Here is an 18,187-nt window from a genome sequence, read left to right as displayed (position 1 = left end):
TTTAAATCATTCTGATATGAAAACGGTCCGTTGTGGGGATGTAGCTCAGATGGGAGAGCGCGGCGTTCGCAATGCCGAGGTCAGGGGTTCGATCCCCCTCATCTCCACTTTTTCCTTAACCAACTTCTCGATTATATCGCTTCAATCAGGCTCAGGCTTCAACCCAAATCGGTCTATAAAATCATCCGCACAAAGGCGGTTGACCCATGAGCCTTCATTTAGCCACCTATTGATTTTTGCATGCTGCCGCTTTCGATTAATTTAGGTTTCAAATTGCCCGTGATACAATAAGCGCTTTAGATGGTAAGACCGAAATCAGGGGATCATTCAAGATACGGTCCCGCTCTAAAGCGCTACGGTGTGGTATCAAATTATCGAAGTTAAGGCAATCCCTTTTTTTGCAAGAATTGCAATAAATCAATCCACCCATCCGTTGTTTTAACACCATTTGTCTATGCTTAATTTAGTGCAAATGCATCAAGTTGTTAATTGCGAAAACGGTATTAAGTTTCACTTTACTTTGACGTTTCAGCATAAGGAGTGACAGCATTAATTTTAAACGAACAGCACGTATGAATAAACGGTATTTCTTTTTAAGCGCATTACATATTTATTTTTTTGTTACCGTGCCAAAAATCAGCAGAAAGGACAATCACCATGAGATTGATTATTGCAAATTTTGATAGTTGTAACCGTATGTTATGGCTGATCACAAGCGTATTGATGCTACTTTCGATTTTATTCCTGAATTCGGCCGTGATGGCGGCCGATGAAAAAAAGATTGATTTTGATAAAATCGACGCCGAAGCAGATGCGGCTATTGAACGTCTTTATAAATTAGACGGTGGCAAGGCGTTTGCCGAAAAGGCAGAGGCTTTACTGATTATGCCAAATGTCGGAAAAGGCGCTCTTATTGTTGGCATAGAACATGGAAAGGGAGTGCTCCGCATTGACGACAAGACCGTGGATTACTACAGCATGTCGGCCGGATCATTGGGTCTGCAAATCGGAGGAGAAGCAAAGGATATTATAATTGCATTTTTGACATCTGAGGCACTGGAACAATTCCGTGCCAGCAAAAACTGGGAGGCTGGTGTGGACGGAAACATTGCCATGATTAAAGCCGGCGATGGCGGTACGGCAAGCAATTTCACCACTAAAGAACCAATCACGGCAATCGTGTTTGACGTGAAAGGGCTATTTTTTGACTTTTCGTTGAAGGGCGGAAAATTTTCAAAACTTGATAAATATAAATAATAGGATTCGACCATCGGTTTGCGGTCTAAGTGTCTTTAGCGCCTGTTGCATTCCCGTTAAACGATGGTTACTTTTATTTAGGAATGTGAGGGGAGGCTACATTTAACTTACTGTTGTCCTCTCATTCAAGGGTAGCTCACGTACAACTCTGGGCTGCCCTTTTGATTTTCATATGGGCCTTTTGTTGGCGCATCATTCTTACCCTGATGTTCAGCTAAAGCTTGAAACCCTTCTATCTTGTATTTGCGATGTTTGATAATTCTTGATACGGCTTAACTTGGCATCATATTTAAAAGGTTCCGGTATTGTTTGTTAGATGTTATTATTAATATTTTGTAACTTTTATCCATGCAACGGATCTTAACATATGGTTTCCTGAACTCTATATTCAGGTTGCCTCAGAGTAAGTACGTCATAGTGCTTCATTCTGACCTCCTTTCACGGGTGGTTCATCTCGATGAGCCACCCTTTTTGTTTTTGGATGGGGTCGCTGCAACGGGGGATGATGTGGCATAATTGACACACGTCGTGGGTACACTTAAATTGATATAAACGATTGCATTTCTTAAAAAAATTGATTATGATCCTGCTGAGCAATGGGTGCTGCCGAATGATAGGCCAATTTTGTGCTATTTGTCAGCCGCTGAAGGGGTGATGGTCCGATATCATAATCTCTGGCATTAATTGATCAATCACAGGGGATAAAAAATGATGGAAGCGAAAACCGAGGTTGAACGCAAAACCAAAGAAACGGCCATTCGAATCGGCCTAAAATTAGATGGTAGCGGCCAATCAGAAATTTCAACCGGTATCCCTTTTTTTGATCATATGCTTGTTTTGTTGACCGTGCATGGTTTTTTTGATCTGGCGGTCAAGGCCAAAGGCGATCTGGAAGTTGATTTCCATCATACGGTTGAAGATGTCGGCCTTGTTCTGGGTCAGGCATTTGATCAAGCCTTGGGTAACCGCAAGGGTATCAAGCGTTTCGGTCATGCGGTCACGCCTATGGATGATGCCCTTACGGCTGTAACCGTTGATCTTTCCAAACGTCCCTATTTGGCTTACCATGTGCCCACATTTCAGCCTTCCGGGTCTGCTTTTAACGTCTCGCTGGCAAAGGAGTTTTTCAAGGCATTTGCAACCCGCGGTGGACTCAATCTGCACATTAATGTTTCCTATGGAGAAAATGAGCATCACATTATTGAATCCATGTTCAAGGCCCTGGGCAGAGCCCTGGATCAAGCGGCTTCGACCGATGCCCGCATCGTAAATGTTCGATCCTCAAAAGGAACACTATAACCTGCCAAACGAGTGTTTGGTATTTCGTATTGTCTACGCTAATCGCTTATTATTTCACGATAACCGTTTTACCAAACACAAAACCTAAAATACTATAAAACTCGGTGAAATGATAATAATACCAGCTGTTGATATCAAGGATGGCAAATGTGTGCGGCTGTTGCAGGGCCGTATGGACGACGATACCGTATATTCGGATGACCCCGAAGCCATGGCGGCAAAATGGGAGCGACTTGGCGCTGAGCGTATCCACGTTATAGACCTGGATGGTGCTTTTTTAAAAAACCCTCAAAATGTTGAAAGTATTCGAAAAATAGCTGGTTCTGTACAGGTGCCGATACAACTCGGGGGTGGTATTCGCAATGAAAAAACCGTCGATATGTATCTGGAGATGGGGATCAAATACGTTATTATCGGTACTGAGGCCATAAAAAATCCCACTTTTGTTCGTAACATTTGTCAAGCATATCCCGGGCAGGTCATTGTGGGGATTGACGCGCGTGAGGGCAAGGTGGCAATAGACGGCTGGACTCAAACAACCCAAGTAGAAGCGGTTGATTTGGCAAGAAAGTTTGAAGACTGCGGGGTTGCGGCCATTAATTTTACCGATATTGCCCGCGATGGAATGCAGACCGGCCCCAATTTGGCAGCTACGAAACAGTTGGCGGAAGCCATATCGATCCCCGTGGTGGCCTCTGGTGGAGTATCATCGATTCAGGATATCAAAGATTTGTTACCACTTGAAACAAGCGGTGTCATCGGAGTAATTGTTGGTAAAGCGCTTTACAGCGGCGCTTTGGAATTGAAATCAGCACTTGAACTGACAAATTCGCCGTCTGTTGCTGCTGAATGAAACAGAAAAAATGTAAAAAATTCTTGACAAATAAGCCATATCATATTATTTTTCGCGGTTAACAATTTCTTATACTGGGGGGCCATAAGTCTTCAAACTTATGGCAAAATTTTAGGGCAATTCAAATTAGCAAACCGGGTAAATGCGACATTTGAAACGCTTCATTTCATCTAAGATCCTTCCGAGTATTTATATCTTCCCTGTTCCATTAAAAATGGAGGTTGCTGTTTTTGGCAATTTTTATCCCTGAAGATAAGATAATAGACATTAAAAATGCGGCTGATATTGTCGATGTGGTATCAGAAGTCGTCCATTTAAAGAAGACAGGGAGAAATTTTGTCGGCTTGTGTCCGTTTCACTCTGAAAAAACACCTTCATTTACGGTCAGCCCGGAAAAACAAATATTTTATTGCTTCGGTTGTGGAGCAGGTGGAAACGTATTCAGCTTTTTGATGAAAAATGATGGACTTGCTTTTCCCGAGGCAGCCCGTTTGCTGGCTCGACGCTATAGCATTGATCTGCCCACAAAGCATCTGACGCCCCAACAAAAAAAGCGTATGGGCGAACGCGAAAGCCTGCTGAAAATCAATCGTCAGGCAATGGATTATTATCATCAAATGTTGTGTCGCAGCCCTAAGGGGCAAAGGGCAATGGCCTATTTAAAAAACAGGGGGCTGTCGACGGATACTATCGATCGATTTCATCTCGGATATGCGCCCAAAGGTTGGAGCAATATAATTGATTTTTTTGCTAAAAGCGGTTTGCCATTGGCAAGAGTTGAACGATCCGGTCTGATTTTGCCAAAAAAGGACAAACGCGGTTATTATGATCGTTTTCGGGACCGTATCGTATTCCCGATTATTGATGTAAATAAAAATGTTGTCGGTTTCGGTGGCAGGGTGATGGATGATGCATTACCCAAATATCTTAATTCACCCGAAACACCGGTTTACAGCAAAAGCCGATCTTTGTATGGGTTGGTTCTGGCAAAAAATATGAGCCGTACAACTGATACCATCTATATCGTAGAAGGATATCTTGATTTACTCACGCTGTATCAACACGGAATAGAAAATGCGGTTGCAACACTTGGCACCGCGTTGACAGTCGATCATGTTCGAATGTTAAGTCGCTATGTTTCCCGACTGGTTTTGGTTTACGACTCGGATGAAGCGGGTATTCGATCAGCCAGACGATGTATCGATATTTTTTGGAAGGAGCATGTGGATTTTAGCCGGGGGGATGTATTTCGCGAGGACAAAGCAGACACCCAGATCCTTGTTTTGCCGGACGGGCATGACCCGGATTCTTTTTTAAAAGAAAAGGGGGCAAAAGCGTTTCAAAACGCAGCTGCCCATGCGCCCGGTATTGTATCATTTTTAATTGAGCAATCCATTGATAAGCATGGACGCTCTACCGAAGGCAAAATCCGTGTTGTTGCCGACCTGAAAGGGTCTTTAGCTGCCATAAATGATAATGTTGCCAGATCATTATATGTAAAACAGCTTGCTGAGCGTATTGGTATTGAAGAAGATATCATTTTAGCGGAGATACGGACAGGCACTGCCCCAAAGGATATCAACGGCAGTGGCAAACATGCTGCCGCAAGGCAATCCGAAGGCAGTCGACTGGAACGCCAAATTATTGCCATGATGCTCCAATTTCCGGACATATTGCCGGAAATCAGAAAGCATGACGTCATTGAGTACATTGAAAATCCGCAGTTACGGTCCATCGGCACCACGATATTGCAACATCAGATATCTTCGGATGAGCAAATAGCGGAACTGTTCATTGGAAAATCTGAACAAGAAAGGCTGATATCCGCTTTGGCAATGATCGAGGAAGCGTGGGAAATAAATGGCTGCCTGAAGCTGATCTCACAATTTGTTAAGAACGGTCAAAAACGTCGCGATCACCAGCTTATTGATCAAATAAAGGCTGCGGAGAAAAATAACGATCAAGAAGCGCTGGCAAAATTGCTCAAACAAAAGCAGAAACTGGCCATGCGCAGTCAAAAGCAATATCTGGCCTAAAAATAGATCATTATCTGACCGATGGGCCTTGACTATGCCCATTTAACATATAGATTTTATAATGCTTAATACAAAAATAACCCTTACGGCCCCAAACCGCTCCAAAACCCCAGAAACAGCGGGGCCGAATGGTAGAAATTTTCCGGAGGGCAAGATTTTATGGCAAGAAAATCTGCTACAAAAAAGGGAAACGTAAAAAAAGCCGCAAAACGGACAACTCCCAAAAAAGCTGCCAGTAAACCCGGTCGCGGCAAGCGCGCTGCCCAAAAAGCGCCGGCACGAAAAAGTGCTGCCAAAACAGCTAAGGCCAAAAAGGCGACCGCACGGGCCAAAGCAGCTGGGACTCGATCCAAAGCTACAAAAACCCGGGCCAAAGCAGCAGGGGCTAGACCCAAAGCAACAAAAACCAAGGGCAAAGCAGTGGCAGGTAAAGCCAGAAAAACCACCACGAAACCCAAAGCAGCGCCGACTCGGGCCAAAGCCGTCAAACCCAAAAGCAAAGCCGCGGCTCCCAAAGCCAAAACAGCTGCTCGCAAATCCAAAACCACTGCGACCCGCGCCAAGGCCACACGGCCTAAACGCAAAGCAGCTGCGCCCAGAAAAAAAGCAGCTACGCCCAAAGCCAAAACAGCGGTGCGCAGGGCCAAAAAAGCAACGCCAAAAACTAAAAGAGCGGCTCCTAAAACCAAAGCAGCTGCCCGCAAAACAAAAGCTGCGGTAATCAGGACCAAACCCAAAGCACCGAAGGCCAAAACCGCTGCCGCCAAAACCAAACTCACAGCATCCAAGCAAAAAGCGGCAACCAAGAAGGCCATCAAGCAATTGTTGACCAAAGGCAAGAAACAAGGCTTTTTAAGTTACGACGAAATTAACGAACTCTTGCCAGCCGAATTGCTTTCTCCCGAACAGATCGATGAAACCCTTATTATGTTCGATGAGAACGAAATCGAGGTGGTTGATGAGAAAACTAAAAATAAGCTGATTTCAAAGAAAAAGAAAAAAGAAAAAAAACCGGTCAGCCAAACAATCAGAGATTCTGATTTTGGAACCGTTACCGATCCGGTTAAAATGTATCTTCGAGAAATGGGCCTTGTGACACTGTTGAGTCGAGAAGGAGAAGTCGAGATTGCAAAGAAGATCGAGGCTGGAGAACAAGAAGTGCTGCATGCCCTACTTGAAACGATTATCGGAGTAGAAAGCATCATCAGTCTCGGTGATGAAATTGCCGAAGGCAATATGCGCCCTAAAAACGTTCTTAGAGATATCGATGAAGGCGATACCTATGTTGATGAAATGGCGCAAACGGAAAAGTTTTTGAAAACCATCAACAGCATCCGAAAGCTTCATGAAGAAAACAAAAAAAATCGCGAAAAATTATTTGGCAATAAAATAAACTTAGATGAAAAGAAAAAGCTTAAACAAAATATCGGAGAGCGAATCGATAAAATATTTGAACTTCTAAAAGACTGGCGTCTTGAGGCGAATGTTATCGATGAGATTGAAGCATACATCCGCGCGCAAATTTTGTGGTTTGATGAAATGAATAAAATGCTCAGCAAGGGGGCCAGCATTGTTGAAACATCCGTCACAGATTTAAAAGCACACTTAAACACCAAGACAAAATTTGTCAAATGGGCAACCCCGAGGTGTGATCTGCCTAAAGAACAATTGGGTATGCTACACAAAGAGCTCAAAAAAATCACAGAAAATGTTGCCGAACGCGAATACGAATTAAAAGCCTATAACCGCTCGCTAAAACGTGTGATGTCAGCTGTTGAAGAGGGTCGTTTCAGAGCAAAATTGGCCAAGAGTGAATTGACCAAGGCCAATTTGCGACTGGTTGTCAGCATTGCCAAAAAGTATACCAACCGCGGACTGCAGTTTTTGGATCTGATTCAGGAAGGAAACATCGGACTAATGAAAGCGGTGGACAAGTTTGAATATCGTCGGGGTTATAAATTTAGTACCTATGCCACCTGGTGGATTCGGCAAGCCATTACCCGCGCCATCGCGGATCAGGCAAGAACGATACGGATCCCGGTCCATATGATCGAGACCATCAACAAGCTTATTCGAACATCTCGCTATTTGGTGCAGGAGCAGGGTCGGGAGCCCACCCCCGAAGAAATCGCCGAAAAAATGGAAATTCCTTTGGAAAAAGTCCGCAAGGTGTTAAAAATCGCACGTGAACCAATTTCACTTGAAACACCGATCGGCGAGGAGGAGGATAGCCATCTAGGGGATTTTATAGAAGATAAAAAATTCATGCTGCCATCGGATGCTGCGGTAAATATGAATCTGGCAGAGCAAACGCGAAAGGTACTGGCTACGTTGACACCGCGTGAGGAAAAGGTTTTGCGCATGCGTTTTGGAATTGGTGAAAGAGCTGACCATACGCTTGAAGAGGTTGGTCAGGATTTCGCAGTTACTCGCGAGAGAATACGACAAATAGAAGCCAAAGCGTTGCGAAAATTGCGTCACCCCACGCGCAGTCGTAAGTTGAAAAATTTTATCGAAAGCTGAACTTGACAAACCATACCCTTATCGTTAGATAACGCTATTTCTGCAGGGCCCATAGCTCAGTTGGCAGAGCCACCGGCTCATAACCGGTAGGTCCCTGGTTCGATCCCAGGTGGGCCCATACCTAATTTGCAAATATGCTACACTCAGAAAAAAACGTTGGCTCTGTAACCCATCAAACAAATCATTTGTCTTTGGGCAGGTTAAAACGATTTGTTTTGCTTACCAAACCGCGAAGATGGCGACCGCGGTTGGTTGACGTTTTCTCCGAATGGCGTGGGACGTAAAAACCACGCCATTTTTATTTTCAATTTTAGAAAAAGGAATGAGATGGAAGCCACTGTTGCGCAAATCATTCATATCATGGACCGCCTGATTCCACCCTGGCTGGCAGAGGAATGGGATAACGTCGGTCTTCAGATCGGCAATCCTCAGCTACCTGTGAAACGAATCTGGATTGCGTTGGATGCGGGTTTGGAAGTCATTAGTGCGGCATGTAAAAAGAATGTAGACTTATTAATTACACATCACCCCTTGATTTTCAAACCGCTGAAATCTATTGATTTCGCTACACCGGGTGGCTCCATTATTCAGATGGCGGCCCAACATCAACTGGCGATCTTCTCAGCGCATACCAATTTTGATATTGTCAGTGATGGCGTCAATGACATCCTGGCCAATCGACTGGGGCTCAAAAAGTTGGAAATACTTCAAGCGGTCAAAGTGGCGGCCGCGATGCAAAATGAAATGCGCTCAGCCGCTGACGAAGCTACAGCTTTCGGAATCGGACGAACGGGATTTCTTAGTAAGCGCATGACCTTAAAGGCTTTAATTTCAATGATCAAAAAGAAACTGAAACTTGATTTTGTAAAAGTGGCTGGAGATCTGAATATGAAAGTTTCACGTGTTGCGATCTGCAGCGGCAGTGGATCAAGTCTGATGGCAGCCTTTTTAGCTTCAGAAGCCGAGGTCTACATCAGTGGTGATATTCACTATCATAATGCTCGTGATGCCGAGAGCGCTCAGCGAGCGATTATTGATATCGGGCACTTTGCATCAGAGCATCTAATGGTCGAAGCTCTTGACGAGCGACTGACTCAGCTGCTTTCCGAAGAGGGAATTAGCGCTGAGGTTACGGCTTGCGCCATGGAGAAAGATCCGTTTAGCTTAGTATAAGATAGTACAGGGTGATAGGACAGCACACTTTCTTTTCGCAATTGACGTGCAAGCTTCAATTTTAGAAAGGGTTCAAGCAGGAAAAAGAGATGTCAAATATTACAAAAAATGAAATCAAGAATCTAGTCAATCTGCAACAGATCGAACTTGAAATCCACAACCTTGAAGCCAATTTAAGCAATGTCGATCAACGCATAGCTGATCTCGATAAAGAGCTGCTTGATTTCAAAAATGTCATCGAGGAACAACAAGCGGTCATTGAAGAATTGAATCAAAAATACCGCAGCTATGAATCAGATGTGCGCTTGAATCTTGACAGCATCAAAAAAAGTGAGGCCAAACTCAGTTCTGTTAAAACCAACAAAGAGTATCAATCATCGTTAAAGGAAATTGATGATATAAAAGATAAAAATTCAGCCATAGAAGATGATATGATCGAAATTTTAGACCGCATCGAAGAAGCGGAAAATTTACTTAAGGCGAAAATGAAAGAATATGATGAACTTCAGGCCCAGCTTAATCGTGAAAAAGATATCATTGTTAAAAAGACCCAACAAGATAAACAGCATATCGAAAACCTCGATACAGAATTGAAAACCCTAACCACAAATATTGATGCCGCATTGCTGAGGACGTATCAGCAGGTAAAATCGAATCAAAGCAATGCAGTGGGCATTGTCGCTGTTATCGATGCTGTTTGCCAGGGGTGTCATATGAATATCCCGCCGCAGATGTACAATGAACTGCAGCGCGGTGACCATTTGACAAAATGTCCAATTTGTCAGAGACTGATTTACTGGAAAAATATCGATAAACGGTCAGAGTAGGCCAAACGATCGCTGGATTGTGAGCAATCCGGAGGAAAGTCCGAACACCGTAGGGCAGGGTGCTCCATAACGTGGAGTCGCGGTAACGCGAAGGAAAGTGCAACAGAAAGTATACCGCCTGGAATCAAGCGGTAACGTTTGGTTCCGGGTAAGGGTGAAACGGTGCGGTAAGAGCGCACCAGTTTCCCGGGCGACCGGGAAAGCTTGGCAAACCCCACCCGGTGCAAGACCAAATAGGGGAGCGTTTGAGGGTTGCCCGCCCAAGCTTCCGGGTAGGTCGCAAGAGGTGTCGGGCAACCGGCACCCTCAGATGAATGATCGTTACCCGGCAGGGGTAACCCGATCCGGGAACAGAATTCGGCTTATGGACTGCTCTGACCGTTATGTTTTATAACAGGTTTATAAATGCAATAGATTGAGGCCAACAGTACTGGTGTTGGCATTCTTTGTTATGGACCTCTTCTTAAAAAGGAATAACCCTTATCAATGAAAAAAACAGCGTCGGCAGTTGAGGAGTCTTTTGCTGAAAAGGTGCGCATTTTTTCCAATGATTATTTGAAATGCTGCCACTACATTACAGGTGTTGACCGCCTCACGACAGCTTTTACGCAGAAGCTTTATTCGACGCTCATCTCAACTTCAATGCTGCTGGAAGATTTTCTCGATTTCCACGGCGCTAAAAACAACGAGAACTGGTACTTTTACCGGGAACTGTCTGCGGCTGTTCGTCACATCAGTTTGGCCGCTAATTTTCAAAAACACATTTCCAATCGACTCGTGTTTTATGACCTGGCAGATGTCGGCGAATTCCCTGGACAGGGTGATACAACGCTTGATTTTTTAAACAGCGCTTTAATGAAAATGGCTCCGGTCATAATGAAGGAAGCCCAAAGACTGCAGATCCCGATACCAAAAGAGAGATATATAGCTGCTGATTTTCCAAGTGTCGTTACCCAGCAAATGCTTGACTATGATATCGATGATAAGGACAAGGATCAGCAGAAAAAAAATATCGTTAAAATCTCAAGTGAGTTTCTCAATATTGCCAAGAGTTTTGATCAGCTCAAATTTTATGATCCTTATCCTTATAAAGAAATTTTGACCCTTGTACCCGAAAGGGTCAATGAGGTTGAGATCAGGCGTTACGAAATGCTGGTGCACAATCTGCAATCTTCTTTCGACACCTATGTTATCCACGGAGGATTCAGATTCGGCAATCGTGAACTCAAACAGCTGCGGGGATATTTTTCAGTCGTTTTGCATCTTCTCCAAATGATCGGTCGTCTGCTTCATTTTTACGAACGACATCTGTATGAGGCTGGCTACAAAAGGATTTACAAAAAAGTTCAGGTGAGACTGTCCAAACTGGTGAATCCCAGAACACTGCTGGATCGGACGATAAACTACGGCCTGTACTATGCCTGCCATTTTCTAACCAGCGGAATTGATTTGGCCCAGAAAATACTCAATGTCAATATTGAGCGCTCATCGATTAAAGTTGGCGTTCCGGTTAAACTAGGGTTTCACAGTCGACCCTGTTTGCTGGTCGCTAAAATTGTGCAACATTACGGCGGGCAGGTGGAGCTGTGTGTTGGATCGGATCGGTTTGATGCCAGCAGCGTCCTGGATCTTCAGTGGGCGGGTGGTAAGATTCAAAAGGAAAAACTTGATCAGGTCATTTTCGAAGGGGATGTGCGCACCTTAACGGATATCGAAATTCTTGCCAGCGTAAATTACGGTGAAGATACCATGGGCAAGGGCGTGCCGCTGCCAGAAGCATTAAGTTATTTAAAATAATGGGTTGAGCCCGTTGCCCGCTTGTCCGCCTACGGTGGGTTAACCCCTTACCCGGTTTATGATCGCACCTATTCAGCCTTTCTAACGGGTTTAACCGGCTAAACGGGTAACCGGCAAACCTGATTAAGCTGCTTAAACAGATTATATCAACAAACAGAACCGAAAGCTCCAAATCGTATAATGAATGCAACAGTTTATGCAATAATTGTCGCCGCGGGGAAGGGCTTACGCATGCAAGACAGCATGCGCAAACAGTACATGGTTCTGGCCGGTAAGCCCATCTTGGCCCACACTCTGACGGCATTCAACCGCTGTGAGGGCATCGATCAAATCATTTTGGCGGTGCCTGCCGAAGATATCGAATTCTGTCGCCAAGAAATATTATCCGATGCCCAATTGGTAAAAAGGACGCACCTTGTCAGCGGTGGAGAACGAAGACAGGATTCGGTGTACAACGGCCTCAAAGCGATCAAAAACGATGATGGCATTGTTTTAATTCATGATGGGGTGCGACCCTTTGTGCGCCAGCAACATCTGCTGGCCTGTATTGAAGGTGCTCACGAAAAAGGCGCCTGTATTCTGGGTCTGCCGGCATTCGATACGGTTAAACAGGTCAATTCCAAAAATGAAATCGTCAGGACCCGGCAGCGCGATACCCTATGGTTGGCGCAAACCCCACAGGCCTTTGAATTGAAAATGATCAAAAAGGCCCATGCAACTGCCGCACAGGACGGCTTCAGCGGTACCGATGACGCCTCCCTTGTGGAGCGCATGGGCGTAAAGGTTAGCATCATACCCGGCAGTCGCAGCAATATAAAGATCACCCATCCAGATGATCTGAAGCTCGCCCGCACTTTGCTGCAAAAAGGCATATTCGATGATTAACCCGTGCCTTTATTTTTGAGGGAATAGCGACTCCATTTGGGCGATGACTTCGTGGGGTGTCTGAACGGTAAACAGCTCGCCGGCATTCAGATAGCGTTGAAACATTTCCTGAACTTTAAAATTCAACAGAATCACCGGTCGGCCGCTTTTAAGCGCCAGGGCAATCTCCGAAATGGTACCGGTGCCGCCGGCGCAGGCGACGACGACGTGGCTCGATAGCACATTAATGCAGTTGCGTGCGTTGCCCATTCCCGTCAAAATGGGAATTTGAATAAACGGTGAGGCCCCCCGGGTGGTTTCATCGGGTAAAATGCCGACGGTCACACCGCCGTTTTCTCTGGCGCCTTTGGCAGAGGCTGCCATGACGCCGGCATCGCGGCCTCCATTTAAAAGAATCCATCCCCGGGCAGCAATCAAGCTTCCTAGCTGATAGGCGCTTTGACCTGTCTCGTGATCGACACTGCCGCCTCCCATAACACCGACAATTAACGGATTTTACATCGCAAACCTCCTGTCTCAACAACGGTTAAACCCGGTTGACACATGCATTTGATAGACTTAACATATTATTTCCATTATTTTGATAAAACACTATCTTAAGTGTTTCAACGCAAAAAGGAAGGACAGAAGATGCAAGATACCTCTCAAATGGATCCCAGACAAAGCGAGATGGCCAGTCAGGCCTATCTGCAGCAGCTGAAAGCAACATTTGATCAGTTGCCCAATGACATACCGTTGTACCTGTTCACCGCCAAGGGGCATGAAGATGTTTTTACGCATGCCAACCGCGAGGTGATACGCGCCTTCCGGCAGCTGACCGACAAAATCACCCTGCGCGAGCATGATATGGATCACGAGCTGGCCAAAAAATGGAATGTGACCCACTCCCCTACGCTGGTGATCGCGCCGGAAAAATTTGCCATCCATTGGCTCGGGGCGCCCATGGGTGAAGAGGCCCGCACCTTTTTGGAGATATTGATTCTTATTGGTCTGGGACAGAGCCAGCTGAGCGATCAAGCCTTAAAAGTTTTAAATAAAATTGATGCGGACAGACATATCAAAATTTTTGTCAGCCCAACCTGCCCGTACTGCCCCCAGCAGGCCATTAACGCGGTCAAGGCTGCAATTGAGATGCCGGATAAGATTTCTGTGGAGATTATCGATATCCAGAGCGAACCGGAGCTGGCCGATCAGTATTCGGCTCAGAGTGTTCCCCAGGCATATGCCAACGATGTTTTGATCGGTCAGGGCGCTCAACCGGAAGAAGTGTTTATCCTGTCGCTGGAAAAATTAGAGGCTCAGACCATATTTATCCCCGACAGTGATGCCGAGCTGGTTGAAACCGATTTGTTAATAGTCGGCGGCGGGCCGGCCGGATTGACTGCCGGTATTTATGCGGTTCGCAGTGGTTTGCGCACGGCCATTGTCGAGCGCGACGCGCTCGGCGGGCAGGTCGCCACCACCCCTATTGTTGAAAACTACCCCGGTTTTACGTCGGTGGGCGGCAAATCACTGGTGGATATCATGGTCAGCCATGCCCTGCAATATGTTCAGATTTTTCAGGGAGAAGCGGTGGTGGAAATAAAGTCCGGTCCGCCATTTAGCGTCAAAACCAACCGTCGGCAATTTAATACCAAAACGGTTCTATTGGCCACCGGAGCCAGTCATCGGCATTTGAACATTCGCGGCGAAAAGCGCTTGGCCGGCAGGGGGGTCAGCTATTGCAGTACCTGCGACGGGCCGCTGTTTAAAAACAAAAAGGTAGTCATGGTGGGCGGCGGCAACAGTGCTGTGACTGAAGCCTTGCACCTTTTCCACATGGGTATCGATGTTACCCTGATCCATCGGCGTGACAAGCTGCGCGCACAGGAATTTTTGGCCCAACAATTATTTGACAACAATATCCCTGTGCTGTGGGACACCGAGGTCAAAGAAATTCGCGGCGAAGAGCGGGTCAGCGAAGTGCTGCTGGTCAACAACAAAACCGATGAAAAAACCGAATTTAAAACCGACGGCGTCTTTATCGCCATCGGCTATGAGCCGGCGGTGGAACTGGCCGAAACGTTTGGTCTCAAAATAAATGAGGACGGCTATATCCAGCAGGACGGCAAACACCGCACCTCTATTCCGGGCATATATTCAGCCGGAGACGTGGAAGGCGGTTACAAGCAGATCGTCACCGCATCAGGTCAGGGCGCTGAAGCCGCCATGACCATTTTTGAAGATCTGATTAATCCGTATTGGCTGGATGGGAAACAGAATTAAGAGGTGACGGTAAAATACACGGGATGAGCGTTGACCGTAGCATTGCTCACCTTTAAATTTCAATATTTAGAATTATGGATTAGCATATTGATGACTAAAACAAGGCAGGGTCCAAACGATCCTGCCTTGTTTGTTTCTTCATCCAGTTAAGCCAAGGCAATTTGTTTGACATCAAACGGGATTGTGAATATTGTTTTTTGGCTTGCGAAAGTCCCCCTCAACAAACCTACCACGCACAAGCATTGCCTTATCAACGCTCGGAGGAGAGATATGCAGCACAATCTTACAAAAATCAGCTTTCTAGTGACGTTCATTTCAATTGGGCTACTGCTAGTATTGGCGGAAATTCAGGCCCAACAAAGTACACCTGCCACAGTAGCGACCGCTACATCCAAAAGCCTAACCATCGATGCGCTCAAAAACCGGCGGGCAGCCATTGACAAAATGACAGATATCGATGCGACGCTTAAGGCCGAAAGCCTTAAGTTTCTTGATAATGCGATGGCGGATCTTAAATTGGCCGACGGATTTAACACCAAAGCACAGAACCTGTCTCAGCAGATAAAGACAGCCCCCGGACGCTTGAAAATTTTACGCCAAGAGTTGAGAAAGCCGCTCCCAACCATTGAACAGATAAAAAATAAAGCGCAGCAAATGGACACTGCGGCTCTTGAACAAAAGCGCAACCTGGAGGAAGCCGATCTGGCCAAAGAGAAAGGCAAGCTGCAAGAATTGAACGACCGTTTAACAGCCGAAAAAAATACCATCAATCAAGCATCTGAAAAAATGGTGGATGCTACCAGGCGTCTCAATGAGCTTCAGGCAGATCTGACGACTCTAAACGATGTTGCCGAAGACGATATTGGCAACTATACCAGAATGCTCAGCCTTCGGTCTGAGCGTGAAAAATTAAGAGCCGAGAGCGAATTTAACGAGCTGCGAAAGCAAAGCCACAATTTGCTGGTCGAGCTGTTTGGTATGGAAATCGACGTCGCCCAGAAAGCAGTGCAAAGCCGCTCGACACTGTTGAGCGTATGGCAGGCCGAAGTTCAACAACGTCGTCAGCAGGAAGCCGCTCAGTCGCGACAAGATGCTCAGGATGCCATGGGCCTGACACAAACGCTGCCCAAAATGATCCAGGATCAGTTTGATCTCAATATTGAGCTGAGTACTGAGTTGGAAGAGATCACCCGGGAAGAGGCCACTCTTATCCAAAGGTATGAAGATTATCAAGCCCGCTTAAATGCGCTGGAAACCGATCTTGCTACAATTAAAAAAAGATTTGAGTTGACCCAGCTCAGCGAGACCATGGGACTGGCGATGCGCAAAAAACGTTTAAACCTGCCTTCAGCCGATCTGTATATTGCGGATGTTGAGGCCCGTGAGAGCAGAATGAGTGAAATCAGTGAAAAACTGATTGACTTGGATGAAATGTTGCGTGAATTTTCATCCCCCACAGCGCTGGTTCAACGTCTGGTGGGTTCGGTCAGTTTTCTTTCGGATGTTGATCGCCAATCCTTTGATCTGAAAATTCAGGAATTGATCGCCAATCGCGTCGAGATCCTCGAAAAATTGAAATCCGGCTACAATCGGATCTTCAGGCTTTTGCAGGATATTGAGTTTACCACCCAGACCATCGTTGTCACCACTAAAAATTTTGGTGAATTTCTCGACCGCCATCTGCTCTGGATTCGCAGCTCCAAATCATTAAGCCCAAATGATCTGCTTAATGTAAAAAATGCTATCGGGTGGTTTTTTGGGCCCGATGGCTGGCGTCAAAACTGGCAGGATTTAAGGCGTTCGCTGCAGCGTCACTGGTTTTTATGGTCGATCGGAATCATCATCGCGCTGGTTCTGGTGTTGGCCAGGCAGCGGGAAGTCGGAAAAATAAGCGAAATTAACGCAAGTGTGCAGCAGCACCCTTTACAGGATTCGATCTCCCTGACGCTCAAAGTACTATGGCTGACCGTGCTGCTGGCCACTGTCTGGCCTTTCATCATGGCGTTTCCGGCATTCGTGATAACCAAACTGGCGCAAACCCAGCCCCATACCCGAGGGGCGGCCGGCGGTCTGTTAGAGGCCGCGAAATCATTGTTTGTCTTGGGATTGGCCTACCATATTTGTCGCAAAGATGGTCTGGCCCAGGTGCACTTTCGCTGGAATGAGTCTGTTCGCAAAACCCTAAGACAGAATTTGAATTGGTCTATTCCGATCATCGTCGGGTTTAGCTTTATTGTAGCTGGTATGGCGGAGATTCCGGAAATTGAATCTGGAGATGTGCTTGCCAAAATTGCTCTGGTTTTCATATCTGCTGCCACAGCCATATTTTTTGCCCGGATTCTACGCTTCAAGGGGGGGATCACCTCGCTGCTGATTCAGAAATATCCCAAAAACTGGCTGACCCGATTGCGTTATGTCTGGTATCCGTTGATGATTGCTGTACCGGTGGTGACGATTTATCTTGCCGTTCAGGGATACTATTACTCTGCGCTTGAAATACATCATCTCATACGTCTAACCGCTGCTCTGGCCTTTGGTCTGGTTGTTTTCAACGCACTGGTGCTCAGGCTGCTGATGCTGACCCGACGGCAAATTGCACTGAAAAAAGCGCGCTTGGCTCAACAGCTGCTAAAGGAAAAATCTTCAGGCCAAGATTCTGATTCCACGACTGCAACGACCGACGCTGAACCGTCACCGTTAATGCAATCCACCATCGACATGGGTACGATTGATGATCAAACCCGGGCGTTAATCAAAACAGTCATTTTCATTCTGGCTGTTGCGGGCCTTTGGAACATCTGGGCACCGGTTTTCCCGGCGCTGGGAATTTTACAAAATGTTACTCTCTGGAGCTACACCACTGTAATTGACGGCGTCAGCCAGCTGCAGGCAATTACATTGGCCGACGTTGTTGTTGGTGTCATTATCATTACGATCACGATAATCGCTGTTCGCAATCTGCCGGGGTTGCTGGAAATGATTCTGTTGAACCGACTGCCTCTGGATCCAGGTGCCCGCTATGCCTACGCTGCGATCAGTCGCTACACGCTAACCGCTGTAGGCGCGGTGATTGCTTTAAACACTCTGGGCATTCGCTGGTCAAGCCTGCAGTGGCTGGTGGCGGCCCTGGGTGTGGGCATCGGTTTTGGGCTGCAGGAGATTATCGCCAATTTTATCTGCGGCCTGATTATCCTGTTTGAGCGCCCAATCCGGGTTGGTGATATTGTTACCGTGGGCACCACCGATGGGGTCGTGACCAAAATTCGCATCCG

Annotated in this window: 12 protein-coding genes, 2 tRNA genes and 1 other RNA gene; 14 read left to right on the top strand and 1 reads right to left on the bottom strand. The window is 46.2% G+C overall.

Features of this window, described 5'->3' with window-relative positions:
• Window positions 1-34 precede the first annotated feature (34 nt).
• The 12 genes from QNJ26_08445 to ispD all read left to right on the top strand — a co-directional run bounded on the left by QNJ26_08445 (window position 35) and on the right by ispD (window position 12,650).
• Window positions 35-107: transfer RNA gene (locus QNJ26_08445), tRNA-Ala, on the top strand.
• A 550-nt stretch (window positions 108-657) separates the two neighbouring features.
• A complete protein-coding gene (locus QNJ26_08440; GenBank protein MDJ0985558.1) occupies window positions 658-1,257 on the top strand; it encodes a lipid-binding SYLF domain-containing protein in 600 nt (199 codons plus the stop codon).
• 711 nt (window positions 1,258-1,968) lie between these two features.
• Entirely contained in the window at window positions 1,969-2,556 is a 588-nt protein-coding gene (gene hisB, locus QNJ26_08435; GenBank protein MDJ0985557.1) for an imidazoleglycerol-phosphate dehydratase HisB, read from the top strand.
• Between the two features lie 109 nt (window positions 2,557-2,665).
• On the top strand, window positions 2,666-3,409 hold the full coding sequence (gene hisA / locus QNJ26_08430) for a 1-(5-phosphoribosyl)-5-[(5-phosphoribosylamino)methylideneamino]imidazole-4-carboxamide isomerase (protein MDJ0985556.1): 744 nt from the start codon (window positions 2,666-2,668) through the stop codon (window positions 3,407-3,409).
• A gap of 230 nt (window positions 3,410-3,639) precedes the next feature.
• Complete coding sequence (dnaG, locus tag QNJ26_08425) at window positions 3,640-5,445, top strand: DNA primase (protein ID MDJ0985555.1); 1,806 nt, start codon at window positions 3,640-3,642, stop codon at window positions 5,443-5,445.
• 159 nt (window positions 5,446-5,604) lie between these two features.
• A complete protein-coding gene (rpoD, locus tag QNJ26_08420) occupies window positions 5,605-7,968 on the top strand; it encodes an RNA polymerase sigma factor RpoD (GenBank protein ID MDJ0985554.1) in 2,364 nt (787 codons plus the stop codon).
• A 45-nt stretch (window positions 7,969-8,013) separates the two neighbouring features.
• Window positions 8,014-8,086 (top strand) — tRNA-Ile (locus QNJ26_08415).
• Window positions 8,087-8,295: 209 nt separating this feature from the next.
• Window positions 8,296-9,141: a Nif3-like dinuclear metal center hexameric protein gene (locus QNJ26_08410; GenBank protein MDJ0985553.1), complete on the top strand. Its 846-nt coding sequence runs from the start codon at window positions 8,296-8,298 to the stop codon at window positions 9,139-9,141.
• 89 nt (window positions 9,142-9,230) lie between these two features.
• Window positions 9,231-9,968 carry a C4-type zinc ribbon domain-containing protein gene (locus QNJ26_08405; protein ID MDJ0985552.1) on the top strand — a complete coding sequence of 246 codons (738 nt, stop codon included), beginning with the start codon at window positions 9,231-9,233 and terminating at the stop codon, window positions 9,966-9,968.
• Window positions 9,962-10,348: RNase P RNA component class A (gene rnpB, locus QNJ26_08400), an RNA gene on the top strand. The genes QNJ26_08405 and rnpB overlap by 7 nt, the downstream gene beginning before the upstream one ends.
• Window positions 10,349-10,454: 106 nt before the next feature.
• Complete coding sequence (locus QNJ26_08395; GenBank protein ID MDJ0985551.1) at window positions 10,455-11,765, top strand: HPr family phosphocarrier protein; 1,311 nt, start codon at window positions 10,455-10,457, stop codon at window positions 11,763-11,765.
• Window positions 11,766-11,945: 180 nt separating this feature from the next.
• Window positions 11,946-12,650, top strand: a complete 705-nt coding sequence (gene ispD / locus QNJ26_08390) for a 2-C-methyl-D-erythritol 4-phosphate cytidylyltransferase (GenBank protein ID MDJ0985550.1) — start codon at window positions 11,946-11,948, stop codon at window positions 12,648-12,650.
• Window positions 12,651-12,659: 9 nt separating this feature from the next.
• Here the strand turns inward: ispD and QNJ26_08385 are convergent, their stop codons facing one another.
• Window positions 12,660-13,136 (bottom strand): TIGR00725 family protein, encoded by a 477-nt coding sequence (locus QNJ26_08385; GenBank protein ID MDJ0985549.1) that lies wholly within the window; start codon window positions 13,134-13,136, stop codon window positions 12,660-12,662.
• A 144-nt stretch (window positions 13,137-13,280) separates the two neighbouring features.
• Between QNJ26_08385 and QNJ26_08380 the strand changes: the two genes are divergently transcribed.
• Together QNJ26_08380 and QNJ26_08375 are read left to right on the top strand one after the other, a co-directional pair.
• A complete protein-coding gene (locus QNJ26_08380; protein ID MDJ0985548.1) occupies window positions 13,281-14,915 on the top strand; it encodes an FAD-dependent oxidoreductase in 1,635 nt (544 codons plus the stop codon).
• A gap of 270 nt (window positions 14,916-15,185) precedes the next feature.
• Window positions 15,186-18,187: mechanosensitive ion channel (locus tag QNJ26_08375; protein ID MDJ0985547.1), on the top strand; the 3,002-nt coding region annotated here is incomplete at its 3' end.

The organism is Desulfobacterales bacterium (genome assembly GCA_030066985.1).
Lineage (GTDB): Bacteria > Desulfobacterota > Desulfobacteria > Desulfobacterales > JAHEIW01 > JAHEIW01.
The sequence above is the reverse complement of the archived record's forward strand: the minus strand, read 5'-3'. Positions and strand labels throughout refer to the sequence as shown.

Coding starts and splice junctions, on each gene's coding strand:
- QNJ26_08395 (MDJ0985551.1), top strand. CDS start 10,455: ATGAAAAAAACAGCGTCGGCAGTTGAGGAGTCTTTTGCTGAAAAGGTG.
- QNJ26_08410 (MDJ0985553.1), top strand. CDS start 8,296: ATGGAAGCCACTGTTGCGCAAATCATTCATATCATGGACCGCCTGATT.
- QNJ26_08380 (MDJ0985548.1), top strand. CDS start 13,281: ATGCAAGATACCTCTCAAATGGATCCCAGACAAAGCGAGATGGCCAGT.
- rpoD (MDJ0985554.1), top strand. CDS start 5,605: ATGGCAAGAAAATCTGCTACAAAAAAGGGAAACGTAAAAAAAGCCGCA.
- QNJ26_08440 (MDJ0985558.1), top strand. CDS start 658: ATGAGATTGATTATTGCAAATTTTGATAGTTGTAACCGTATGTTATGG.
- QNJ26_08405 (MDJ0985552.1), top strand. CDS start 9,231: ATGTCAAATATTACAAAAAATGAAATCAAGAATCTAGTCAATCTGCAA.
- ispD (MDJ0985550.1), top strand. CDS start 11,946: ATGAATGCAACAGTTTATGCAATAATTGTCGCCGCGGGGAAGGGCTTA.
- hisB (MDJ0985557.1), top strand. CDS start 1,969: ATGGAAGCGAAAACCGAGGTTGAACGCAAAACCAAAGAAACGGCCATT.
- hisA (MDJ0985556.1), top strand. CDS start 2,666: ATGATAATAATACCAGCTGTTGATATCAAGGATGGCAAATGTGTGCGG.